Origin of the sequence: Kaistella antarctica (assembly GCF_900109615.1) — a bacterium.
GTDB classification, from domain to species: domain Bacteria; phylum Bacteroidota; class Bacteroidia; order Flavobacteriales; family Weeksellaceae; genus Kaistella; species Kaistella antarctica.
Genome location: NZ_FOIX01000002.1, coordinates 249,000 through 268,040 on the forward strand (window position 1 = coordinate 249,000; position 19,041 = coordinate 268,040).

The window sequence follows — 19,041 nt, forward strand, 5'->3', positions numbered from 1 at the left end:
GGGTTCGCGAATATGGTCGGCAATTCGTAAAAAGTCGTGATGTGGTCTCTATTAAACTTCATAAACATAAAATTAATTTTTAAAATTCAATCAAAATGAAAACACTATTTTCAACAGTATTCGCCGTTTCTGTACTTTTTCTTACCTCTTGTAACGATAAAAAAGAAACCACAACAGAAACCATGATGTCTCCAGACATGCAAGGGATGAACCATAATAGTTCGGATAGTTCTGATATGCAGAACATGCAATCAATGGGAAACACCGACACTCCTGTTCCAGTAACTAATGCACCTAAAACTTCAAAAACAGATTTTTCTAATTTGTTTGCTAATTATCAGCAAATGGCAGACGCTTTATCTTCTGATGACGATAAAAAAGCCGTGACGGTCGCGACCACTATGTTGGCTTCTTTAAGTAAAGTAGATAAAACCACAATTCCTGCCGACCAGAAAAAAGAGTATGCGGATCTCGAAGCAGACATGAAAGAGCACGTGGAACATATCAAAGATAATGGAGGAAATATAGAACATCAGCGCGAGCATATGGAAATGCTGAGCAAAGATTTCTATGACCTGGCAAAAACTTTTGGTACAGCGAAACCGATCTATAAAATATTCTGTCCAATGTACAACGACAACAAAGGTGCGTATTGGCTAAGTTCTTCGAAAGAGGTGAAAAATCCTTACTACGGTAAAGGAATGCTTACCTGTGGCGAAGTACAGGAGGAAATTAAGTAAAATGCTACAGGATTATGATTCAAAATTTAATAAGATTATCTCTTAAAAACAGATACTTTGTACTGCTGATTGCCGCAGGTCTGTTTATCTGGGGTATTTTTGCCGTTCGAAATAATCCGATTGATGCGATTCCTGATTTGAGTGAAAATCAGGTAATCGTTTTCACCGAGTGGATGGGAAGAAGTCCGCAGATCATCGAAGATCAGGTTACTTTTCCTTTGGTCAGCAATCTGCAGGGGATTCCAAAAATTAAAAACATCCGGGCGTCCTCCATGTTTGGGATGAGTTTCGTGTACGTTATTTTCGATGATGATGTCGATATTTATTGGGCAAGAACCCGAGTGATGGAAAGGCTCAACTACGCACAGCGATTACTTCCGCAGGATGTTACCCCAACCCTTGGACCCGACGGAACTGGCGTAGGTCATGTTTACTGGTATCATTTAGACGCACCAGATATGGATCTCGGAGATCAGCGTGCTTTACAGGATTGGTATATCAAATTTGCTCTTCAAACAGTGCCGGGCGTTTCAGAAGTCGCCTCTTTTGGTGGATTTGAAAAACAGTATCAACTGGTGATTGATCCAGTGAAATTGCAGTATTACAATATTTCCTTATTAGACGTGATGAAGGCCGTGAAAACCAATAACAATGACGTCGGCGGTCGGAAATTCGAGATGGCAGATATGGCCTATATCATTCGTGGTCTTGGTTACATTAAAAATATTGAAGATATCGAAAGCATTTCCGTGGGCAATAATCAGGGTATTCCAGTTCGTGTGAAAGATGTTGCCTCCGTTCAAATGGGTGGCGATCTGCGGACGGGTATTTTTGATGTTGACGGCAAAGGCGAAGTAGTGGGTGGAATTATCGTCGCACGCTATGGTGAGAATGCTGATAAAGTCATTAATGATGTTAAGGAGAAAATGAAAGAGGTGGAAAAAGGTCTGCCAGAAGGGGTTACTCTAAAAACATCTTACGATCGAAGCACGCTTATAGAAGCAGCAATTGATAATATTAAAACCAAATTGGTTGAAGAAATGATTGTAGTAGCGATTATTGTTATTGTTTTTCTTTTCCACTGGCGCAGTGCGTTTAGTATTATTATTCAAATTCCGATCACTATTGCTATTGCGTTCATTTTGCTCAATGCTTTCGGACTTTCCTCCAATATCATGTCACTTACGGGAATTGCCTTAGCAATTGGGGTGATCGTAGATAACGGAATTATCATGTCTGAAAATGCCTACAAAAATCTGTCGGATTGGCAGAATCATAACCAAAACAAAAACTCCTAATCATGAAGACCGATTGGTTTAAAAATATATTCCGGAAAAAAAGCGAAAAGCCGGATCGTTATAAAAAAATCCCCGAAGATATTCGGATGAGTATCATTGAGAAATCGTGCAAACAAGTATCAAGAGGAGTATTTTTTTCTACAGTGATTATTGTGGTTTCATTTCTCCCTGTATTTATGCTGACGGGACAAGAAGGAAAATTGTTCCATCCACTGGCTTATACGAAGACTTTCATCCTCATCGTTGATGCGTTTTTGGTCCTAACTTTGGCGCCAGTGCTCATTTCTTTTTTTATGAAAGGAAAGTTCAAAGATGACAACACAAACCCGATTAATAGAGGTTTGGAAAGGTTTTACGAACCTTTGATCAGATGGTGTATAAAATGGAGAAAAACAACGCTGGGCATCAATATTCTTGCACTGGTTATCAGTATTCCGATGATGCTCAATCTCGGTCGGGAATTTATGCCGCCTTTAGATGAAGGTTCCATTCTTTTTATGCCGGTAACGCTGCCCGATATTTCGAACTCGGAAGCCAAAAGATTATTACAGGTTCAGGATAAAATTATTAAAAGTGTTCCAGAGGTTGATCACGTTTTAGGGAAAGCCGGGAGAGCAAATACGGCTACCGATAATTCTCCGATCTCTATGATTGAAACCATTATTCTTTTGAAACCTCAAAATGAATGGCGGGATGGAACAACCAAAGAAGGCTTGATTAATGAATTGAATGCGAAACTTCAGATTCCGGGCGTGACGAACGGCTGGACCATGCCAATTGTCAATCGGATCAATATGCTTTCCACCGGAATTAGAACTGATGTTGGTGTTAAAGTGTATGGTGAAAATTTAGACAGTATTTATGCCTTGTCTCAACAAATTAAAAATGAATTGGTTGGAATTGATGGTATCAAAGACATGTTCGTCGAACCAATTACTGGTGGTAAATACATCGATATTGAAGTGAAAAGAGAGGAGATCGGCAGGTATGGTTTAAGTGTAGATGATGTTAATGCCGTCGTAGAAAGCGCTTTGGGTGGAATGAAACTCACCACAACCATCGAAGGAAGACAACGTTTTTCCGTGAATGCACGTTACGGTCAGGACTTTCGGAATAATATCGAATCGCTCCGCAGATTGCCTTTGCAGACCATGAAATTTGGGTCCATTCCTTTAAGTAGCGTCGCAGATATCCAACTCTCAGAAGGTCCTCCCATGATTAATTCAGAAAACGCCATGTTGCGTGGTGCTGTTTTATTCAATGTTCGCGACCGGGATTTAGGAAGTACCGTAGAAGAAGCCAAGAAAAGGATCGATACCAAAATGGCGAAAATGCCAAAAGGATATTACGTCGAATGGAGCGGTCAATACGAGAATCTTATCCGCGGTGAGCAAACTTTGAAAATGATCATGCCACTGGTTCTGATCGTGATTTTCCTCTCCATGTATTTTGCCTTTAATTCTTATCGCGAAGCCTTTTTCAATCTGATCAGTATTCCGTTTGCCTTAATCGGCGGAGTTTTTATGATTTCGATTTGGGGCGTAAATCTTTCTGTCGCTGTTGCCGTCGGATTTATCGCACTTTTCGGGCTCGCCGTAGAAACGGGAATTGTGATGGTCATTTACCTCAACGATGCCATGGTGCAATTGGTGGCTAAAAATGGAAATTCGCGGGAAACCATCACCGACGAAGAATTGCGTGAGTACGTTATTTTCGGTGCGGCGAAAAGGTTGCGACCAAAAATAATGACCGTTTGTGTAACCTTATTTGGATTAGTCCCGATTCTCTGGAGTCATGGTGTTGGTAGCGATATGATGAAACCAATTGTTTTGCCTATGGTAGGTGGCGTTTTCACCTCTGCTATTCATATTCTTTTGGTAACGCCGATCATTTTTTTAATGCAGAAAGAATGGGAATTGAATAAACTGGGGAAAATAGATGTGCTTGATGCTTCCCATTAAAACTTTAATGATAATTAAAATGAAGAAAATAACACTCCTACTCATAATTTCAATTTTTTCTGGCAAAATGGGAGCACAGCAAATGCCTTTGTCTGAAATTTTAGACAGTATTGCCGCGAACAATCCGGTGGTAAAAATGTATGATGCAGAAGTAAGATCAATGGATGCAGCCGCCAAAGGTTCCAGAAGTTGGATGCCGCCGACGGTTGGTGCAGGTATGTTAATGACGCCTTACAATCCACAACGGTGGAGCAGAGATGGCGATATGCTGGGAATGGGCTCTTTTGCAGTTTCGGTAGAACAGATGATCCCGAATAAAAAGAAACTCGATGCCAATGAAAATCTAATGCTTGCGATGTCATCTGTTGAAAGAGAAAAATTGTCTGCCACTTTGAATGAAAATTTTCAGGATGCCAAAAAATTGTACTACGACTGGATCGTTTTGGACAAGAAAATAAAAGTGGTTAAGGATAATAAAAATATGCTCGACTTCATGATTCGCAATGCAGAAATTCGGTATAAAAACGGACTCGGAAAAATTTCCGCCTACTATAAAGCCAAAGCAGCCCTCGGTTCAGCCGATAATATGCAACTCATGTATGATAATGATATCAAGGTGAAAAGAATCCGCTTGAATGCTTTGATGGGAAGAAACGCAATGGAAGACCTGGAAGTGCAGCCTGATTTTACTTTAAATGAATATGGACTGGAACTCTTGGATCCAGAACTTTTTTATCAAAACAGAAGCGACCTGCGTGGTATTGACAAAGAAATTAATATTTCCAAATTGAAACAGAATCTGGAAAAACAAAATGTGCGACCCGAATTTGGCGTAAAATTCGAAAACATGTTCGGATTTGGAGGAAAGCCTATGGAGTTTACATTGATGGTGATGGCGAAAATTCCGCTGGTTCCGTGGGCTAGAAAAATGTACGACGCCAATATCGCAAGTCTACAGATCAAAGAACAAGCGCTGCTTGCCAAAAAAGCAGTGATGGTGAATGAATACAGCGGTCGAGGTTATGGTATGCGCAACGAATTGGAACTGAATAAAAAACAGATTCAATTGTATGAAAATACCATTATTCCGGCTTTGAAAAATAATTACAAATTAATGCAGTTGGGCTACGAGCAAAATACAGAGGATCTTTTCACGCTTTATGACGCCTGGGAAAAACTCAACACCACACAGTTAGAATACTTTGATATTCTGACAAAAGCGCTCCAGGCTCAAACCGAATTAGACCGTTTACTTGAAAGAAGATGAAAAAACTAATACTATTCACGGTGATGCTGTTCACTTTATCAGCGTGTGAAAAATTAAAGTTCTGGGAAGACACCAATTCGCAAGCAGCAGAATTGCATACTTATACGTGCCCGATGCATCCTGAAATAAATTCGGATAAACCTGGGCAGTGCCCGAAATGCGGAATGGATCTGGTGCTGAAAGATGTGCCTGCCGAAAAAGAACAAGGCATTAAACTGGAAGACCTTTTACAGCCTACCAATAATTATGTGGTTTCTCAGTTGCCCGTTATTCGTTTAGCGAAGGAAAATATTCCAACCACCGTCGCGGCTTTAGGAATTGTAGATTACGACACGCGGCAGATCGGAACTATTTCTTCCCGTATTGCCGGAAGGATCGAGAAACTATACGTCAGGTATAAATTCCAGAAAGTTTCCAAAGGTCAACGTATTTTAGATATTTACAGCCCGGAACTTCTTACAGCACAGCAAAATCATTTGTTCCTGTTGAAAAATGATCGATCGAACTCAATGATGATTAATGCCTCCCGTCAAAAATTATTGCTTTTGGGAATGCCGTCTTCTCAGATTCAGAGCATCAGCAGGAAAGGTAAACCAGATCTGAGTGTTCCTGTCTTTAGTAATTACAGTGGATATATACAGGCAGCCGGAGGAATGACGAATTCATCTCAACCAGATGATGTGATGCAGGCGAGTTCAGTTACGGCAGAATTACCGCTCAAAGAAGGCATGTATCTGCAAAAAGGAGAAAATATTTTCACCGTGTACAATCCCAGCCGAAGTTGGGCGCTGCTCAATATTTTTGCCGAAGATATTGCTTTGGTGAGCAAAGGACAGTCGGTTGCAGTTATTCCTCAAAATGATCCTTCGAGTCGGTTTAAAGGAACTGTTGATTTTATTGAACCCTTTTTTCGCCCCGAAAGTAAAACGGTTACCGCACGAGTTTATTTTGACAATAGCGTAGCAAAAATACCGATCGGTACTCAGGTTAACGCCGAAATTGCAAGTCATTCCAAAGTAGCCGACTGGCTTCCAAAAACAGCCGTAGTTTCTTTGGGTATGGATAAAATTGTCTTTAAAAAAGCACCTGGTGGTTTCACGGCACACAAAGTTGGAACTGGCGCTATTGTTAAAGATAAAATTGAAATTACAAGCGGGCTAAAACCCGAAGATGAAGTTGCAGAAAATGGCCAATACCTTATGGATAGCGAAAGTTTCATTAAAGTAACTCAATAAAAAAAGGAAGAAATGAAATATAATATTTTAATAATGGCGCTTTTAATTTTTCTTTTTTCCTGTAAAAAAGAAGAAGATCCACACGCGAACCACGATATCTATTACACCTGTTCCATGCATCCACAAATTGTGGCAGATAAACCAGGAAAATGTCCTATTTGTCACATGGATCTGGTGCCTGTGGAAAAGAAAAAAAATGCAGACCCGAACGCTCTTGTTCTGAATGATGAACAGATAAAATTGGGCAATATAAAAACGATGAGTCTCGCTAATGATGACCTTTCGGACAAACTGACGCTCACCGGAACCCTTAATTTTGATCAGTATAAAATGCATTCCGTCAGTTCCCGCGTCATGGGCAGAGTGGAAAAATTGTATTACAAAAATATTGGAGAATACGTTCCGCAAGGTTCACCATTAATTGAAATTTACAGTGAAGAACTGAATAATTCAAAGCAGGAATATCTTTTGGCTTTAGAGCGTCAACATCTTTTTAAAGGAAATACCTCCATCGATTTTGATCAGTTGCTCCAAAGTTCTCGCAATAAACTTTCGTTGTGGGGAATGACTAAAGGTCAGATCAGCCAGTTGGAAAGAACCCGAAAAGCACCGCTGACCACAACAGTTTTCAGCACTGGCTCTGGATATATCACGGATTTAAATATTTCAGAAGGTGCCTATGTTTCAGAAGGAGGAACGATTTTAACGCTCGCCGATCTTTCTACGCTTTGGGCTGAGGCACAGGTGTATTCGTCCCAAATGGCATTAATCCATCGGGATACGAAAGTCACTGTTTCAATTCCTGATCTGGACAATTTGAAAATTGACGGAACAATCGATTTTACCAATCCTGAAATTAATTCCGCCAGCAGGATCAATCTGGTGCGGGTCTCTATTCCTAATAAAGACAAATTGCTGAAACCCGGCATGCCTGTTTATGTTTTGGTAGAAAACGAATCTCGTAAAACGCTCACCTTACCAACTGATGCGGTCATTCGTGATGGAAAAATGGCGACGGTTTGGGTAAAAACCGCAAAAAACACTTTCGTCAATAAAATGGTGAAAACTGGCTTGGAAACCGATGACCGTATTGAAATTTTGTCGGGAATAAAAGAGGATGATGAAGTGGTGGTTTCAGGAACTTATCTGCTCAACAGCGAATATATTTTCCAAAAAGGCGCTGATCCGATGGCAGGTCATGAGATGTAGATGGTGTTACAGAATATAGAATATTAAAAAATGAAAAAACTTTTGATTATATTCATTTCAGCAGTCATTCTGATTTTAGTCGTGCAGGTTATTCCTGTGCACAGAAATGAATCGCCAATTCCTGGAGGTAAGAGTTTTGTAAACCAATTTAATGTTCCTAATAACGTCAACCGAATCCTGGAGAGATCCTGTTACGATTGTCACAGCAACCAGACCAATTATCCTTGGTATGGAAACATTCAACCTACTGCCTTACTCTTAGATAATCATATTTCGGAGGGTAAAAAGAAACTTAATTTTGATGAATTTCAGGACTATGGCAAACGGAGACTCCGTACTAAATATACCGAAATAGTAAAACAGATCGAGCAAGACAAAATGCCTATAACCTCTTATCTCTGGCTTCATCCTGAGGCTCGAATTTCGGAGACGGAGAAAAAATTATTGATCCAATACTTTCAAATACAATAAGCGATGATAAAGAATTTCTACATAAAAAATATGGTTTGTGACCGGTGCATCAAAGTCTTGCGTGAGGAGTTGCAGAATTGTGGTATCGAAGTATTACACATCGAATTGGGGGAAATACAATTGTCTATGCAAAACATAGAGGATGAAACAAACCTTCATTCAATTTTAGAAAAAAATGGATTTTCTCTTATAGAAAGTCCAGAAAAACAACTCGTAGAACAGATTAAAATAGAACTCATCAAACTGCTTGACGATCTGCCTTTAGAATTGAACCAAAACCTTTCTATTTATCTTGAAGATGTAGTGCACACCGAATATTCTAAAATAAGCAAACTGTTTTCAACAACTGAAGGCATAACGATTGAGAAATATTTCATAAAATTAAAAATTGAAAAAGTAAAGGAACTTATTCAAAATCAGGAATATAACTTTACGGAAATCAGTCAGTTACTTAATTATAGCAATGTGAATTACCTGAGCAGACAATTCGCAAGTGAAACCGGAATGAGTTTGACTTTTTATAAATCAAATAACGCGAATAATAGAAATCCACTAGACCGAATTATGTAGATTTAAACCAATATTATGACACAAAAAAAATCAAAGTCGCCGTATCATTACATAGTTATCAATGCTCCAGTTTTAGGAGGAAGGAAGGTCTAAACTAATCACAGCGTAAGCCTTTTTAAATCTAGGAAAACAGTCTTTTTAACAAACTTTCTAATCTTAATACTTGGTAATATGTTTGAGATGACGGAAGTGAAATGGAAAATGATCACAGACCATTCAAACCTTATTATATTAAAAACAATTTAAATTTTATTACAATGAAAAAAATAATTTTCACAGCCCTATTTTCAGTATTTACCGTTTTAAATTTGTCGGCTCAAAAAAGCGATGCTGCAGTTTCTAAACTTTATGAAAACTATTTGGGAATTAAAACTGCCTTGGCTACAGACAATTCAGATGCAGCCTCGAAAGCCGCTAATACTTTTATTAAATCGGCCTCAATGGTGGATTACAAAGTTTTATCTGAAGGTAATCTGGATGTTTTGCGAAAAGACGCAACGAAAATCGCAGAAAGCCGCAGCATCGAAACACAGAGAGAATCGTTCAATGGTCTGTCAAACAATATGATAGCCTTAACGAAACAATTTAAAATGGCCGACCAATCCGTTTTTGTTCAATATTGCCCAATGGCGGAAGCGTCATGGTTGAGTGCTGAAAAAGAAATTAGAAATCCTTATTACGGTGCCTCCATGTTGAAATGTGGAAGCGTGAAATCAGAAATTAAGTAAACTGATTATTTACGGCCAATTCCAGATTATCAGAATTTGATAATTTTAACTGTACCTAAATTTTATCTGTAAATACATCCACTTACTCTAAGACCAATAATCTAGAACTTTTAAGATTTGATTGTTGGTCAAAGGGGTTTTAAAGAATCAATTCACTATAAATCAATTAAATATAATGAAACACATTTATCATATCCATGGAATGACTTGCGGCGGCTGTCGCAGTCACGTAGAAAAAACACTTTCCGAGGTAGAAGGCGTTTCAAAAGTTAATGTTGATTTAGAGAAATCAGAAACGACGATCGAAATGGAATCTCATATTCCGCTCGAGAAATTTCAAGAAGCCCTGAAAAAAGATGGCGATAGATATACGATCCATAATCCTGGCGAACATCAGCATATTGAAACAAAAGCAGAAAAGCCTAAAGTAAAAGGCAACGGAACTTTCTACTGTCCAATGCATTGCGAAGGGGAGAAAACGTACGATAAAGCAGGTGATTGTCCGGTTTGCGGGATGGATCTGGTGGAAGAACAAAAATTGAGTAGTTCAAATTCTGAACAATGGACTTGTCCGATGCATCCGGAAATTATCAGAGATGAACCGGGCGCATGTCCCATTTGTGGGATGGATCTGGTGCCGATGGAACCTGATATTTCAGCCGAAGAAAAGACCTATAAGAAATTACTCAGCAAATTATGGATCGCTGGTATTTTTACGCTACCCATTTTTATAATGGCAATGAGTGAAATGATTCCCAACAATCCGCTCTATAATTTGATGGAACAGAAATATTGGAATTGGGTGCAATTCGCCTTATCGATTCCAGTCGTTTTCTACGCAACCTGGATGTTTTTTGAACGTGCCTACAAAAGTATCAAAACCTGGAATCTCAATATGTTCACGTTGATCGGAATTGGCGCAGGAGCCGCGTTCCTTTTCAGTGTTTTTGGAATGTTTTTTCCAGATATCTTCCCGGAACAATTTAAATCTCACACTGGAGCAGTTCATGTTTATTTTGAGGCTGCCACGGTGATTCTGACTTTAGTTTTACTAGGACAAGTTTTGGAAGCCAGAGCGCACAGCAAAACAAATTCCGCCGTAAAGGAATTATTAAAACTCGCACCCAACCGTGCCATCAGAGTTAAAGACGGAGTTGAAGAAGAAGTAACGATCGAACAAATCGTGCTAGGTGATATCCTTCGGGTAAAACCAGGCGAAAAAATCCCTGTCGATGGTGCAATTACAGAAGGTGAAACTTCGGTGGACGAATCGATGATCACGGGGGAACCAATTCCGGTAACCAAAACAATAGATGATAAAGTAAGCAGTGGAACCATCAATGGTAACCAATCATTTTTAATGAAAGCTGAGAAAGTTGGGTCAGATACTTTGCTCTCTCAAATTGTCGAAATGGTAAATAACGCCAGTCGCAGCCGGGCACCTATTCAAAAATTAGCCGACACGGTTTCAGGTTATTTTGTGCCGATCGTCGTGCTTGTTTCAATTATCACCTTCGTTGTTTGGGCAGTCTTTGGCCCACAACCAGTTTATGTTTATGCATTCGTCAATGCAATTGCGGTTCTCATTATCGCTTGTCCTTGTGCTTTAGGCTTAGCCACGCCAATGTCTGTAATGGTCGGTGTTGGTAAAGGTGCTCAAAATGGGGTGCTTATAAAAAACGCTGAAGCATTAGAAAAAATGGATAAAGTAGATACTTTGATTATCGATAAGACTGGAACGATAACGGAGGGAAAACCAACTGTTGAGAAAATAGGAGTTTTCGGAGATCAATTTACAGAAAAAGAAGTTTTGCAGTTCATCGTGTCTTTAAACAAAACGAGCGAACATCCATTAGCAGATGCTACCGTAAAGTATGGAAAGGAGCAAAACACGGAAATTATAAATGCTGAAAATTTCAGTGCAGTGACAGGAAAAGGTGTCGAGGGAAAGGTCAACGGAAAGAAAGTGGATTTGGGTAATGCCAAGATGATGGAATATGCCAAGGCTGAAATCACCTCCGAAATGGAAACAGAAGCCCAAAATTTTCAAAAGCAAGGAAAAACGGTTTCTTATTTATCTGTTGATGGAAAAGTTTCCGGCTACGTGGTTATCGGTGACAAAATAAAACCGACCAGTGCAAAGGCAATTAAAGAATTAATGGAAAAAGGCATAGATGTGATCATGCTCACCGGAGACAATCACGATACTGCTCAAGCGGTCGCTAAAGAATTAAATCTTGTCCATTTTAAAGCCGGCATGTTGCCTGAACATAAACTTCAGGAAGTAGAAAAACTTCAAAAAAGCGGAAAGATCGTGGCAATGGCTGGAGATGGAATTAATGATGCACCTGCTTTAGCCAAAAGTGATGTGGGAATCGCCATGGGAACAGGAACCGATGTCGCGATTGAAAGCGCAATGATTACGTTGGTACAAGGTGATCTCCATGGAATTGTAAAAGCAAGAAACTTAAGCGACGCCGTGATGAAGAACATCAAGCAAAATTTATTTTTCGCTTTAGGTTATAATATTTTAGGAATTCCAATTGCAGCGGGCGTTTTGTTTCCAGTCTTCGGAATCCTGTTATCACCGATGATTGCAGCCTTAGCAATGAGTTTCAGTTCCGTGTCGGTAATCGGGAATTCGCTGCGTTTAAAAAACATTAAAATTTAAAAATAAACTTATGGAAAATTCAATGGATCACTCAAAAAGTAACGTTTACACCACTTTTGTATTAATGCTTGCAGCCTCATTTGTGGCGATGTACATTACCATGTATCTCAATACCTATGAACTGGATCATGTTTATTTCAGCATGACTCGATTTTACATGGTTTGTCTCGGAATTTCCGCAATGGCTTTGATCATGTTCTTTTTTATGCGCAAAATGTATAAAAATAAGCAGAAAAACCTTGGAATAATAGTGGGAAGTATAGGTTTGTTTTTCGCTGCACTCGGTTTGGTTCGTACGCAAAGTCCTATTATCGGTGATGTACTTTGGATGAAAGGAATGATTCCTCACCACTCAATCGCCATACTAACTAGTGAACGAGCAGATATCAAAGATCCTGAAGTGAAGAAGTTGGCAAATGACATCATCAAGGCTCAAAAAAAAGAAATTGAAGATATGAAAACAATGATTAAACGATTAGAAAATGCAAAATAAAATACCCAACTTTTTAAGATTTTGCACGATGCTTTTTTTGGTTGTGTCAGTTCAGGCATTTTCTCAGGACCATTCCATGCATATGGAGAAAAAATCAGATTTAAAAAATGAGGCCACCGGAAAAATATCATTTGGTGGAAAAACGGTTCGCTATGATCTGTATGTAAGAGACACCCTCGTAAATTTTAGTGGAAAACCCGCACGAGCAATTGCGACAAATGGAAAATTACAGGCACCAACTTTATATTTTAAAGAAGGCGACACGGCTGAAATTTATCTTCATAATCAATTGAAAGAAAACACCGGCCTTCACTGGCATGGAGTAATTTTACCCAATGAAATGGATGGCGTTCCGTACTTGACTACGAAAGAAGTGAAACCAGGTGAAACCCATTTGTATAAATTCCGTATTTCCCAGAATGGAACCTATTGGTATCATTCTCATGAAGGAACCCAGGAACAGATCGGGATGAATGGAATTTTAGTTTTTAATAAAAGAGACGGTCAGCCAAGCAAAAAGTTTGCTGCAGATATTCCGGTTATTTTGGGAGAGTGGACTGATGAAAATCCGAAACAGATCATGCGAAGATTGCACATGGATCAAACCGATTATTGGGCTATCAAGAAAGGAACGACGCAGAGTTATTCCGAAGCCATTGGAAAAGGACATTTCGGTACCAAACTTTTGAATGAATGGAAACGAATGGAAGCCATGGATGTGAGTGATGTTTATTACAATAACTTTCTCATCAACGGCGCAGTTTCTACTGATTAAATCACCGTTATTGGAAGTGATGGTAACGAAGTAGAACCTGTAGAAGTGGATCGTCTGATTGTCGGAGTTTCGGAAACCTACGATATTGAAGTAACCGTTCCTGAAAATAAAAGTTTTGAATTCCGCGCAACTTCGGAAGATAGACAAGGTCACGCCTCACTTTATTTGGGAGATGGCGCAAAAGTAGATGCTCCAAATTTACCGAAACTGATGCTTTTTGAAGGAATGAAAATGATGAACGGTATGATGAAAATGAGTGGAGACATGAAACCGATGAGTATGACCATGGGAAATCAGGTCATGGATATGAACGAGGTTATGTACCCAGAATTGTCCGAAAGCCAGCGGTTGAAATCCATGCAGCACATGATGGAAATGATGGGAACGAAATCCGACATGAAAATGAAGGATGGAAAAATGCAAATGGATCACAGCAAGATGGACATGAAATCCGACATGAAAACGAAGGATGGAAAAATGGAAATGGATCACAGTAAGATGGATATGAAATCCGACATGAAAATGAAGGATGATAAAATGGAAATGGATCACAGCAAGATGGACGTGAAATCCGATATGAAAATGGAGGACGGAAAAATGGACATGGATCACAGCAACCATGATATGGGAACTGCAGATGAAAAAATAATTAAGCGTCTTAACTATAATATGTTGAAATCTCCTTTCAAAACAATTTTGCCTAATGATAATGTAAAGGATTTGAAGTTTACTCTGGAAGGTAACATGCGTAATTATCTCTGGACTTTAGATAATAAAACGGTTGCTGAAAGTGATAAGATCTTAATAAAAAAAGGAGAAGTTGTTAGAATTACGATGTACAATAATTCGATGATGCGTCATCCGATGCACCTTCACGGTCATGATTTCCGCGTAGTTAATGCTAAAGGGGAATATGCACCTTTGAAAAATGTGATTGACATTGCACCTATGGAAACTGTGACGATAGAATTTGCCGCAAACCAAGACGGTGACTGGTTTTTCCACTGTCATATTTTATATCACATGATGAGCGGAATGGGAAGAGTTTTCAGTTATGAAAATTCGGCTCCCAATCCACAATTACCTGATAAAGAAGCATCTTACAAGCAGTTTATAAGCAAGAACCGAATGATCAACACCACAGCAATGTTGGATGTAGCATCTAATAAATTTCATTTTGAAAATATGACGATGTTAGGAGCGAGATGGTTAAATGTGAATGAATTACACAGTAATTATGATTTTACCCATTACGAAGGAAGTGTGAAAGTTGGAAGATTTTTAGGAAAATACCAATGGGCAATGCCTTATGTAGGTTTCAGAAGTAATAAAACACACGATATGGCAAAAACCTGGTTCGGGCAAAATGTAATGCCAGAGAATCAAAATGTAGCCATTGCTGGACTTAGATATCTTCTTCCTTTCTTAGTAATTGCCGATGCAAACATTGATCACAATGGGAAAGTACGTTTGGAATTGAGTCGTGAAAGAATTAAAATTTCACCTAGAATCCGTGGAAACTTTGCCGTAAATTCAGACAAAGAATTTGATTTCGGACTGAAATATGTGGTACAGAAATGGGTTTCAATTTCTACCAATTACGACAGTGAATATGGTTTTGGAGCAGGACTTACTTTTATGTACTGATAAAAATTGTAGAGTTCGAGATAGTAGTTGCCTCAATTCCAAAACGAACCTTAGCGGTGTGGATTTTCGCTATTTATAATTAAATAGCGTCTTCGACAAAACCATAAAAGAAGCCGACTCATTTTGTAATGAGACGGTTTCTTCTTTTTAAAATGTAATTGTTCAAATGAGGTTATAATAGCAATATTCGCTGTTCTTGAATCAAAAATGATCTTTGAAAGTTTCATTTCACACGCAGTTACTATTTAGCATGCGCTACAAGTTATAATGGCAACATTTCTTTAACTTCATTCAAGTTGAATCACGAACTATCTGAAAATTTATTAAAAGATGTGCTGCAGAATTTTTAATAAATCTTTTATAAACTAATAATTAACTTTTCTACGAGCAAAAAGATCTGATTATTGGATATTAAAGTTTAGCAAGTTTAACCTCTTGTATTCAAGAAGGAAAGGAAGTTGAGTAAGTAGGCGCCTATATCACTTCATTCAATATGTTAAAGCAGTAATTGATTTTGCCGCATATATATACCAAATTTGCGACAAAATTATTAGAAATTAGTGACGTAAAGCTTTAACATTAAAATAGATGGGGAATTTGACAGGCGAGTAGGGGGTTCGCTACTTACTGGTGAAAATTTTCCAATAATGTAGATTAATATTTTAAAGAATTTAAATATCATCACATATGAAATTTCCTTTTGAATTAATAATATTTGTATTAACATATGATTTCCTATTTATCCTCCGAATACTCGCATAAGCATATAAAAATGTACAAAAATTTCGCACAATTTACCAAAGATAAACGCAAAGAAGCCAACCTCACAAATCGAATTTTTTGAAAAAGCTGGTGTTGCTTTAACTGCGGTTAGAAAAATAGTGTAGGGAAAGGATAATTAAGTTTAGCAAAGCGAATCACGTACTATTGATGTTTGGCAATTAACTATTTCCAATAAGCTTAAGAGAAATTGAGAAATGAGACAAGGAAAATATTTTGCCAAAACTATTGGCGGAAGAAATTATCGAAACACCAGATGGAGAGAATATGAAAATATAAAATGATGATTAGTTTTCGATTAAATGTTTTCATCAGGACTATATTTTTGTCATTAAAATTATACACAAGTTCTCAAACCGAACAGGTTGGATGTAAATGATTTTTATCAAATACAAAAATTAAAATTAATTACACCGAATCTAAACTCGAGCACAGAAGAATTTTGTCACAAATATTTACTAAATTTGTGACAGATTTATTTTTAAATAGCAATGAAAACATCTAAAAGTCAAATAGAAACAAAGATTTTAAAATCTTCACGTGGCGAAATTTTTTTCGCTGATGATTTCTCAAATTACGGTTCATCTGAAAATATTCGTCAGGTGCTTTCACGTTTGGAGAAAGAAGATATTTTGTATCGATTGGCGCAAGGTATTTATTTGAAACCCAAAAAAGATGCGCTGTTAGGAACAATTTATCCTAATATTGAAGAAGTAGCCAAAGAAATTGCAAAACGAGATAAAGCGAGAATTGCACCTACAGGTGTTATGGCATTGTATCTATTAGGTTTAACGACTCAAATTCCTTTAAAAGCAGTGTATTTAACAGATGGTTCTCAACGAGAAATCAAGATTGGAAAACGCACGATTAAATTTAAGAAAACAGTCCCTAAAAGTTTTGCGATTAAAGATGAATTGCTGCATTTAATTGTTCAGTCATTCAAAGAGGTAGGGCAAAAAGATATTTCAGAACTATTTTTAAAGCAGATTAAAAATGCGGTTCAGCAATTAGAAAAAACTGTCGTAGAATCACAGTTAAGATATGCTGCTGTTTGGATTCAAAAACAAATAACGAACCTTTATCAAAAAGATATTGATTAATTTAGAAAAAAAACAAGTTTCAGATTTTAAAACTAATCTGTATCACAATAGATTTACATAATTTTACAATAGAAAAGTTTTGAAATGGTGGGAAGCAGATTATAAAACCATGCAAGAATATACGATTGTTGATGAAAATTCAAAGTGAAATGGCTTCTCTTTGTTTAAATATATCTTAAGGTTTTTTCATATTTTTGGATAGGGTCTATTTTCCCACAAGCTGATGTATTTTTGATCAACGTCTTTTCTAAATTTAAAAGATTTCCAGCATAGGATTTTTGGTAGACAAATTTTCAAAATTTCATCTTCATCAAAATATAACTTATGTTTTTCAAAAATAATTGCTTGGTCGATAATTCCCGAATTTTTTAATTTTTGCGCGGTTTTTACACTTACGTTGAGAAGAGTAGCTAAACCCTTTATTCCCTTAACTTTTTTAATGATGAAGACTTGCTTTTTTGTTGTTCTAAAGAGATAAGAAATTGCTTCAAGAGGCGCCATTTTATTGCATTCACTTTTTAAAACTGAAATGTATTTTTTGGACAAAGTTTTATCAGATAAATAATTTTGAATATTGGTAATCTCTTTATTATCTAATGTTCTTATTAACTCGATAATCTCACTATTCAAACCGTCGAATGCTTTCATGAAAGTATTTATTTAAGATTTTTAAATATTTGCAAAGCTCTTTCAATTGGTTTGGCTTTTATATATTGTAACAACATAGCTTCGGTGCTATGTCCACTGAAATACATAATATCGGAGGTTGGCCAAATTCCATAGTGATTGGTGCAGAAGCTTCTACGGGCTGTATGTCCTGCAATTAAATCTTTCTTTGGATAATAGCCTGGAACTCCACGCCATATTCCACTTTCTTCATCTTTTGGATCTACTAATACTTTTATTCTTTTTACTCCTAAAATTGTTTGTGTAATTTTTGATTTTTCACAAACAAGTTTAATATAATCATTGAATTTTTGATCAGAAATTCTTCGCGGAAAATCACCATTTCTCTTCTCAAGTATTCTTAAAACTCTACTGCTCAAAGGTAAAAGCATTTGCTTTCGTGTTTTTTTCTGTATGAAATTGATAAGAGTAACACCATTGATCGTTTTGAGCATTTTTTTATCGAACCGTAAATAATCAGAAATTCTTTGACCAGTTTCATAACCAATTAGGAATAAATCTCGCGCATTGTCCAAATATTCTGGTAAATCATTATTCTTTTCAATCTCTTCTATTTCGTCAGGCGTTAGGTAAGCTTCCAAAATTTCCTCAGGATTGTCACGATTATCTGTGAAAGGATTTTTTATTTTTTCTAACTTGTATTTTACACGTTCAAGTTTGTCAAAAATTTCTAAGTCAAGTTCGCTAGAGGCGTAGTAACAGATCGTACGTAAAAAAGTAAGATCTCGAGAGATTGTCCCAGAAGCGTATTGTTTCTCATTTGACCATTTTATAAATTCATCTCGAAAATTGGTATTTATATCCGTAACTTTTAATTTGATGTTTAGATCATTTTCATATCGCTCCAATTTACTTTTAACAACGCCCATTTTCTTTACAGTATTTGGAGCCAAATTAGATTTGTAATTTTTATAATGATCAAGAACTGCAATAAGATTGTTTCCTACTATTTTTACTTGATATTTCTTCTTTTTGAAGCCTGGATGTAAATATTCGCTGATGATATCCTTAAACCATTCTTTGGTTAACGTTTCTGGGTTTTCAATCGCTCTAAATTGATCTATCACTAAGTTTCTGATGGTATTTTCTTCTGCATCTAAATCTGAAGCTACCTTTCTTTTATCTAAATTTTTAGAGTTTTTTTCCTTTTCTCTTAAAATCGGGTCTTTATATGTCTTGCAAAAGTACTCTTTGTCAACAAAAAATCTTCTATCTTCTAAAAGTGCGTCAAAGTAGATATCTTTTGATTTTTCGCCAAAGTCAATCCTATACTGAAATCGCACGGTTAAATAGCCTTTATTTTTTGTAGATCTGTATTTATAATGGAGTGTTGACATCGCAAGACAAGTTGTAAAAATTTGTCTTGTAAATGTATAATTAAATGAAATAGTATGAAAATGTTAAAAATA

16 protein-coding genes are annotated in these 19,041 nt (G+C 37.2%); 14 read left to right on the forward strand and 2 right to left on the reverse strand.

Features of this window, described 5'->3' with window-relative positions:
* Positions 1 to 95: 95 nt before the first annotated feature.
* The 14 genes from BMX49_RS05820 to BMX49_RS05885 all read left to right on the forward strand — a co-directional run bounded on the left by BMX49_RS05820 (position 96) and on the right by BMX49_RS05885 (position 16,945).
* A complete protein-coding gene (locus tag BMX49_RS05820; protein ID WP_051803565.1) occupies positions 96 to 740 on the forward strand; it encodes a DUF3347 domain-containing protein in 645 nt (214 codons plus the stop codon).
* A gap of 14 nt (positions 741 to 754) precedes the next feature.
* On the forward strand, positions 755 to 2,038 hold the full coding sequence (locus BMX49_RS05825; protein ID WP_034716909.1) for an efflux RND transporter permease subunit: 1,284 nt from the start codon (positions 755 to 757) through the stop codon (positions 2,036 to 2,038).
* Positions 2,039 to 2,040: 2 nt separating this feature from the next.
* Positions 2,041 to 3,999 carry an efflux RND transporter permease subunit gene (locus BMX49_RS05830; protein WP_034716907.1) on the forward strand — a complete coding sequence of 653 codons (1,959 nt, stop codon included), beginning with the start codon at positions 2,041 to 2,043 and terminating at the stop codon, positions 3,997 to 3,999.
* Positions 4,000 to 4,018: 19 nt separating this feature from the next.
* Positions 4,019 to 5,266: a TolC family protein gene (locus BMX49_RS05835; protein WP_034717455.1), complete on the forward strand. Its 1,248-nt coding sequence runs from the start codon at positions 4,019 to 4,021 to the stop codon at positions 5,264 to 5,266.
* On the forward strand, positions 5,263 to 6,501 hold the full coding sequence (locus BMX49_RS05840) for a heavy metal-binding domain-containing protein (RefSeq protein WP_246005108.1): 1,239 nt from the start codon (positions 5,263 to 5,265) through the stop codon (positions 6,499 to 6,501). Before BMX49_RS05835 ends, BMX49_RS05840 begins: the two co-directional genes overlap by 4 nt.
* Before the next feature lie 12 nt (positions 6,502 to 6,513).
* Positions 6,514 to 7,710: an efflux RND transporter periplasmic adaptor subunit gene (locus tag BMX49_RS05845; protein WP_034716905.1), complete on the forward strand. Its 1,197-nt coding sequence runs from the start codon at positions 6,514 to 6,516 to the stop codon at positions 7,708 to 7,710.
* A gap of 30 nt (positions 7,711 to 7,740) precedes the next feature.
* Complete coding sequence (locus BMX49_RS05850) at positions 7,741 to 8,181, forward strand: heme-binding domain-containing protein (RefSeq protein ID WP_034716903.1); 441 nt, start codon at positions 7,741 to 7,743, stop codon at positions 8,179 to 8,181.
* A 126-nt stretch (positions 8,182 to 8,307) separates the two neighbouring features.
* Positions 8,308 to 8,751 carry a helix-turn-helix domain-containing protein gene (locus tag BMX49_RS05855; protein WP_311316291.1) on the forward strand — a complete coding sequence of 148 codons (444 nt, stop codon included), beginning with the start codon at positions 8,308 to 8,310 and terminating at the stop codon, positions 8,749 to 8,751.
* A gap of 257 nt (positions 8,752 to 9,008) precedes the next feature.
* On the forward strand, positions 9,009 to 9,479 hold the full coding sequence (locus BMX49_RS05860; RefSeq protein ID WP_034717451.1) for a DUF3347 domain-containing protein: 471 nt from the start codon (positions 9,009 to 9,011) through the stop codon (positions 9,477 to 9,479).
* Positions 9,480 to 9,654: 175 nt separating this feature from the next.
* Entirely contained in the window at positions 9,655 to 12,150 is a 2,496-nt protein-coding gene (locus BMX49_RS05865; protein WP_034716900.1) for a heavy metal translocating P-type ATPase, read from the forward strand.
* 10 nt (positions 12,151 to 12,160) lie between these two features.
* The gene (locus tag BMX49_RS05870) at positions 12,161 to 12,643 is read left to right on the forward strand and encodes a DUF305 domain-containing protein (protein WP_034716898.1); all 483 of its coding nucleotides are present in this window, start codon (positions 12,161 to 12,163) and stop codon (positions 12,641 to 12,643) included.
* On the forward strand, positions 12,633 to 13,418 hold the full coding sequence (locus BMX49_RS14925) for a multicopper oxidase domain-containing protein (RefSeq protein WP_375600468.1): 786 nt from the start codon (positions 12,633 to 12,635) through the stop codon (positions 13,416 to 13,418). The genes BMX49_RS05870 and BMX49_RS14925 overlap by 11 nt, the downstream gene beginning before the upstream one ends.
* A gap of 45 nt (positions 13,419 to 13,463) precedes the next feature.
* A complete protein-coding gene (locus BMX49_RS05880) occupies positions 13,464 to 15,065 on the forward strand; it encodes a multicopper oxidase domain-containing protein (protein ID WP_074726716.1) in 1,602 nt (533 codons plus the stop codon).
* A 1,271-nt stretch (positions 15,066 to 16,336) separates the two neighbouring features.
* Complete coding sequence (locus BMX49_RS05885) at positions 16,337 to 16,945, forward strand: DUF6088 family protein (protein WP_034716896.1); 609 nt, start codon at positions 16,337 to 16,339, stop codon at positions 16,943 to 16,945.
* A gap of 186 nt (positions 16,946 to 17,131) precedes the next feature.
* Here the strand turns inward: BMX49_RS05885 and BMX49_RS05890 are convergent, their stop codons facing one another.
* Together BMX49_RS05890 and BMX49_RS05895 are read right to left on the reverse strand one after the other, a co-directional pair.
* Positions 17,132 to 17,593 carry a DUF3853 family protein gene (locus BMX49_RS05890; RefSeq protein ID WP_034716893.1) on the reverse strand — a complete coding sequence of 154 codons (462 nt, stop codon included), beginning with the start codon at positions 17,591 to 17,593 and terminating at the stop codon, positions 17,132 to 17,134.
* 8 nt (positions 17,594 to 17,601) lie between these two features.
* Positions 17,602 to 18,969, reverse strand: a complete 1,368-nt coding sequence (locus tag BMX49_RS05895; RefSeq protein WP_034716891.1) for a tyrosine-type recombinase/integrase — start codon at positions 18,967 to 18,969, stop codon at positions 17,602 to 17,604.
* Positions 18,970 to 19,041: the final 72 nt, after the last annotated feature.

Bases quoted from the DNA above. Each gene is read 5' to 3' on its own strand.
- BMX49_RS05820 (WP_051803565.1), top strand. From the start codon at position 96: ATGAAAACACTATTTTCAACAGTATTCGCCGTTTCTGTACTTTTTCTT.
- BMX49_RS05825 (WP_034716909.1), top strand. From the start codon at position 755: ATGATTCAAAATTTAATAAGATTATCTCTTAAAAACAGATACTTTGTA.
- BMX49_RS05830 (WP_034716907.1), top strand. From the start codon at position 2,041: ATGAAGACCGATTGGTTTAAAAATATATTCCGGAAAAAAAGCGAAAAG.
- BMX49_RS05835 (WP_034717455.1), top strand. From the start codon at position 4,019: ATGAAGAAAATAACACTCCTACTCATAATTTCAATTTTTTCTGGCAAA.
- BMX49_RS05840 (WP_246005108.1), top strand. From the start codon at position 5,263: ATGAAAAAACTAATACTATTCACGGTGATGCTGTTCACTTTATCAGCG.
- BMX49_RS05845 (WP_034716905.1), top strand. From the start codon at position 6,514: ATGAAATATAATATTTTAATAATGGCGCTTTTAATTTTTCTTTTTTCC.
- BMX49_RS05850 (WP_034716903.1), top strand. From the start codon at position 7,741: ATGAAAAAACTTTTGATTATATTCATTTCAGCAGTCATTCTGATTTTA.
- BMX49_RS05855 (WP_311316291.1), top strand. From the start codon at position 8,308: ATGCAAAACATAGAGGATGAAACAAACCTTCATTCAATTTTAGAAAAA.
- BMX49_RS05860 (WP_034717451.1), top strand. From the start codon at position 9,009: ATGAAAAAAATAATTTTCACAGCCCTATTTTCAGTATTTACCGTTTTA.
- BMX49_RS05865 (WP_034716900.1), top strand. From the start codon at position 9,655: ATGAAACACATTTATCATATCCATGGAATGACTTGCGGCGGCTGTCGC.
- BMX49_RS05870 (WP_034716898.1), top strand. From the start codon at position 12,161: ATGGAAAATTCAATGGATCACTCAAAAAGTAACGTTTACACCACTTTT.
- BMX49_RS14925 (WP_375600468.1), top strand. From the start codon at position 12,633: ATGCAAAATAAAATACCCAACTTTTTAAGATTTTGCACGATGCTTTTT.
- BMX49_RS05885 (WP_034716896.1), top strand. From the start codon at position 16,337: ATGAAAACATCTAAAAGTCAAATAGAAACAAAGATTTTAAAATCTTCA.
- BMX49_RS05890 (WP_034716893.1), bottom strand. From the start codon at position 17,593: ATGAAAGCATTCGACGGTTTGAATAGTGAGATTATCGAGTTAATAAGA.
- BMX49_RS05895 (WP_034716891.1), bottom strand. From the start codon at position 18,969: ATGTCAACACTCCATTATAAATACAGATCTACAAAAAATAAAGGCTAT.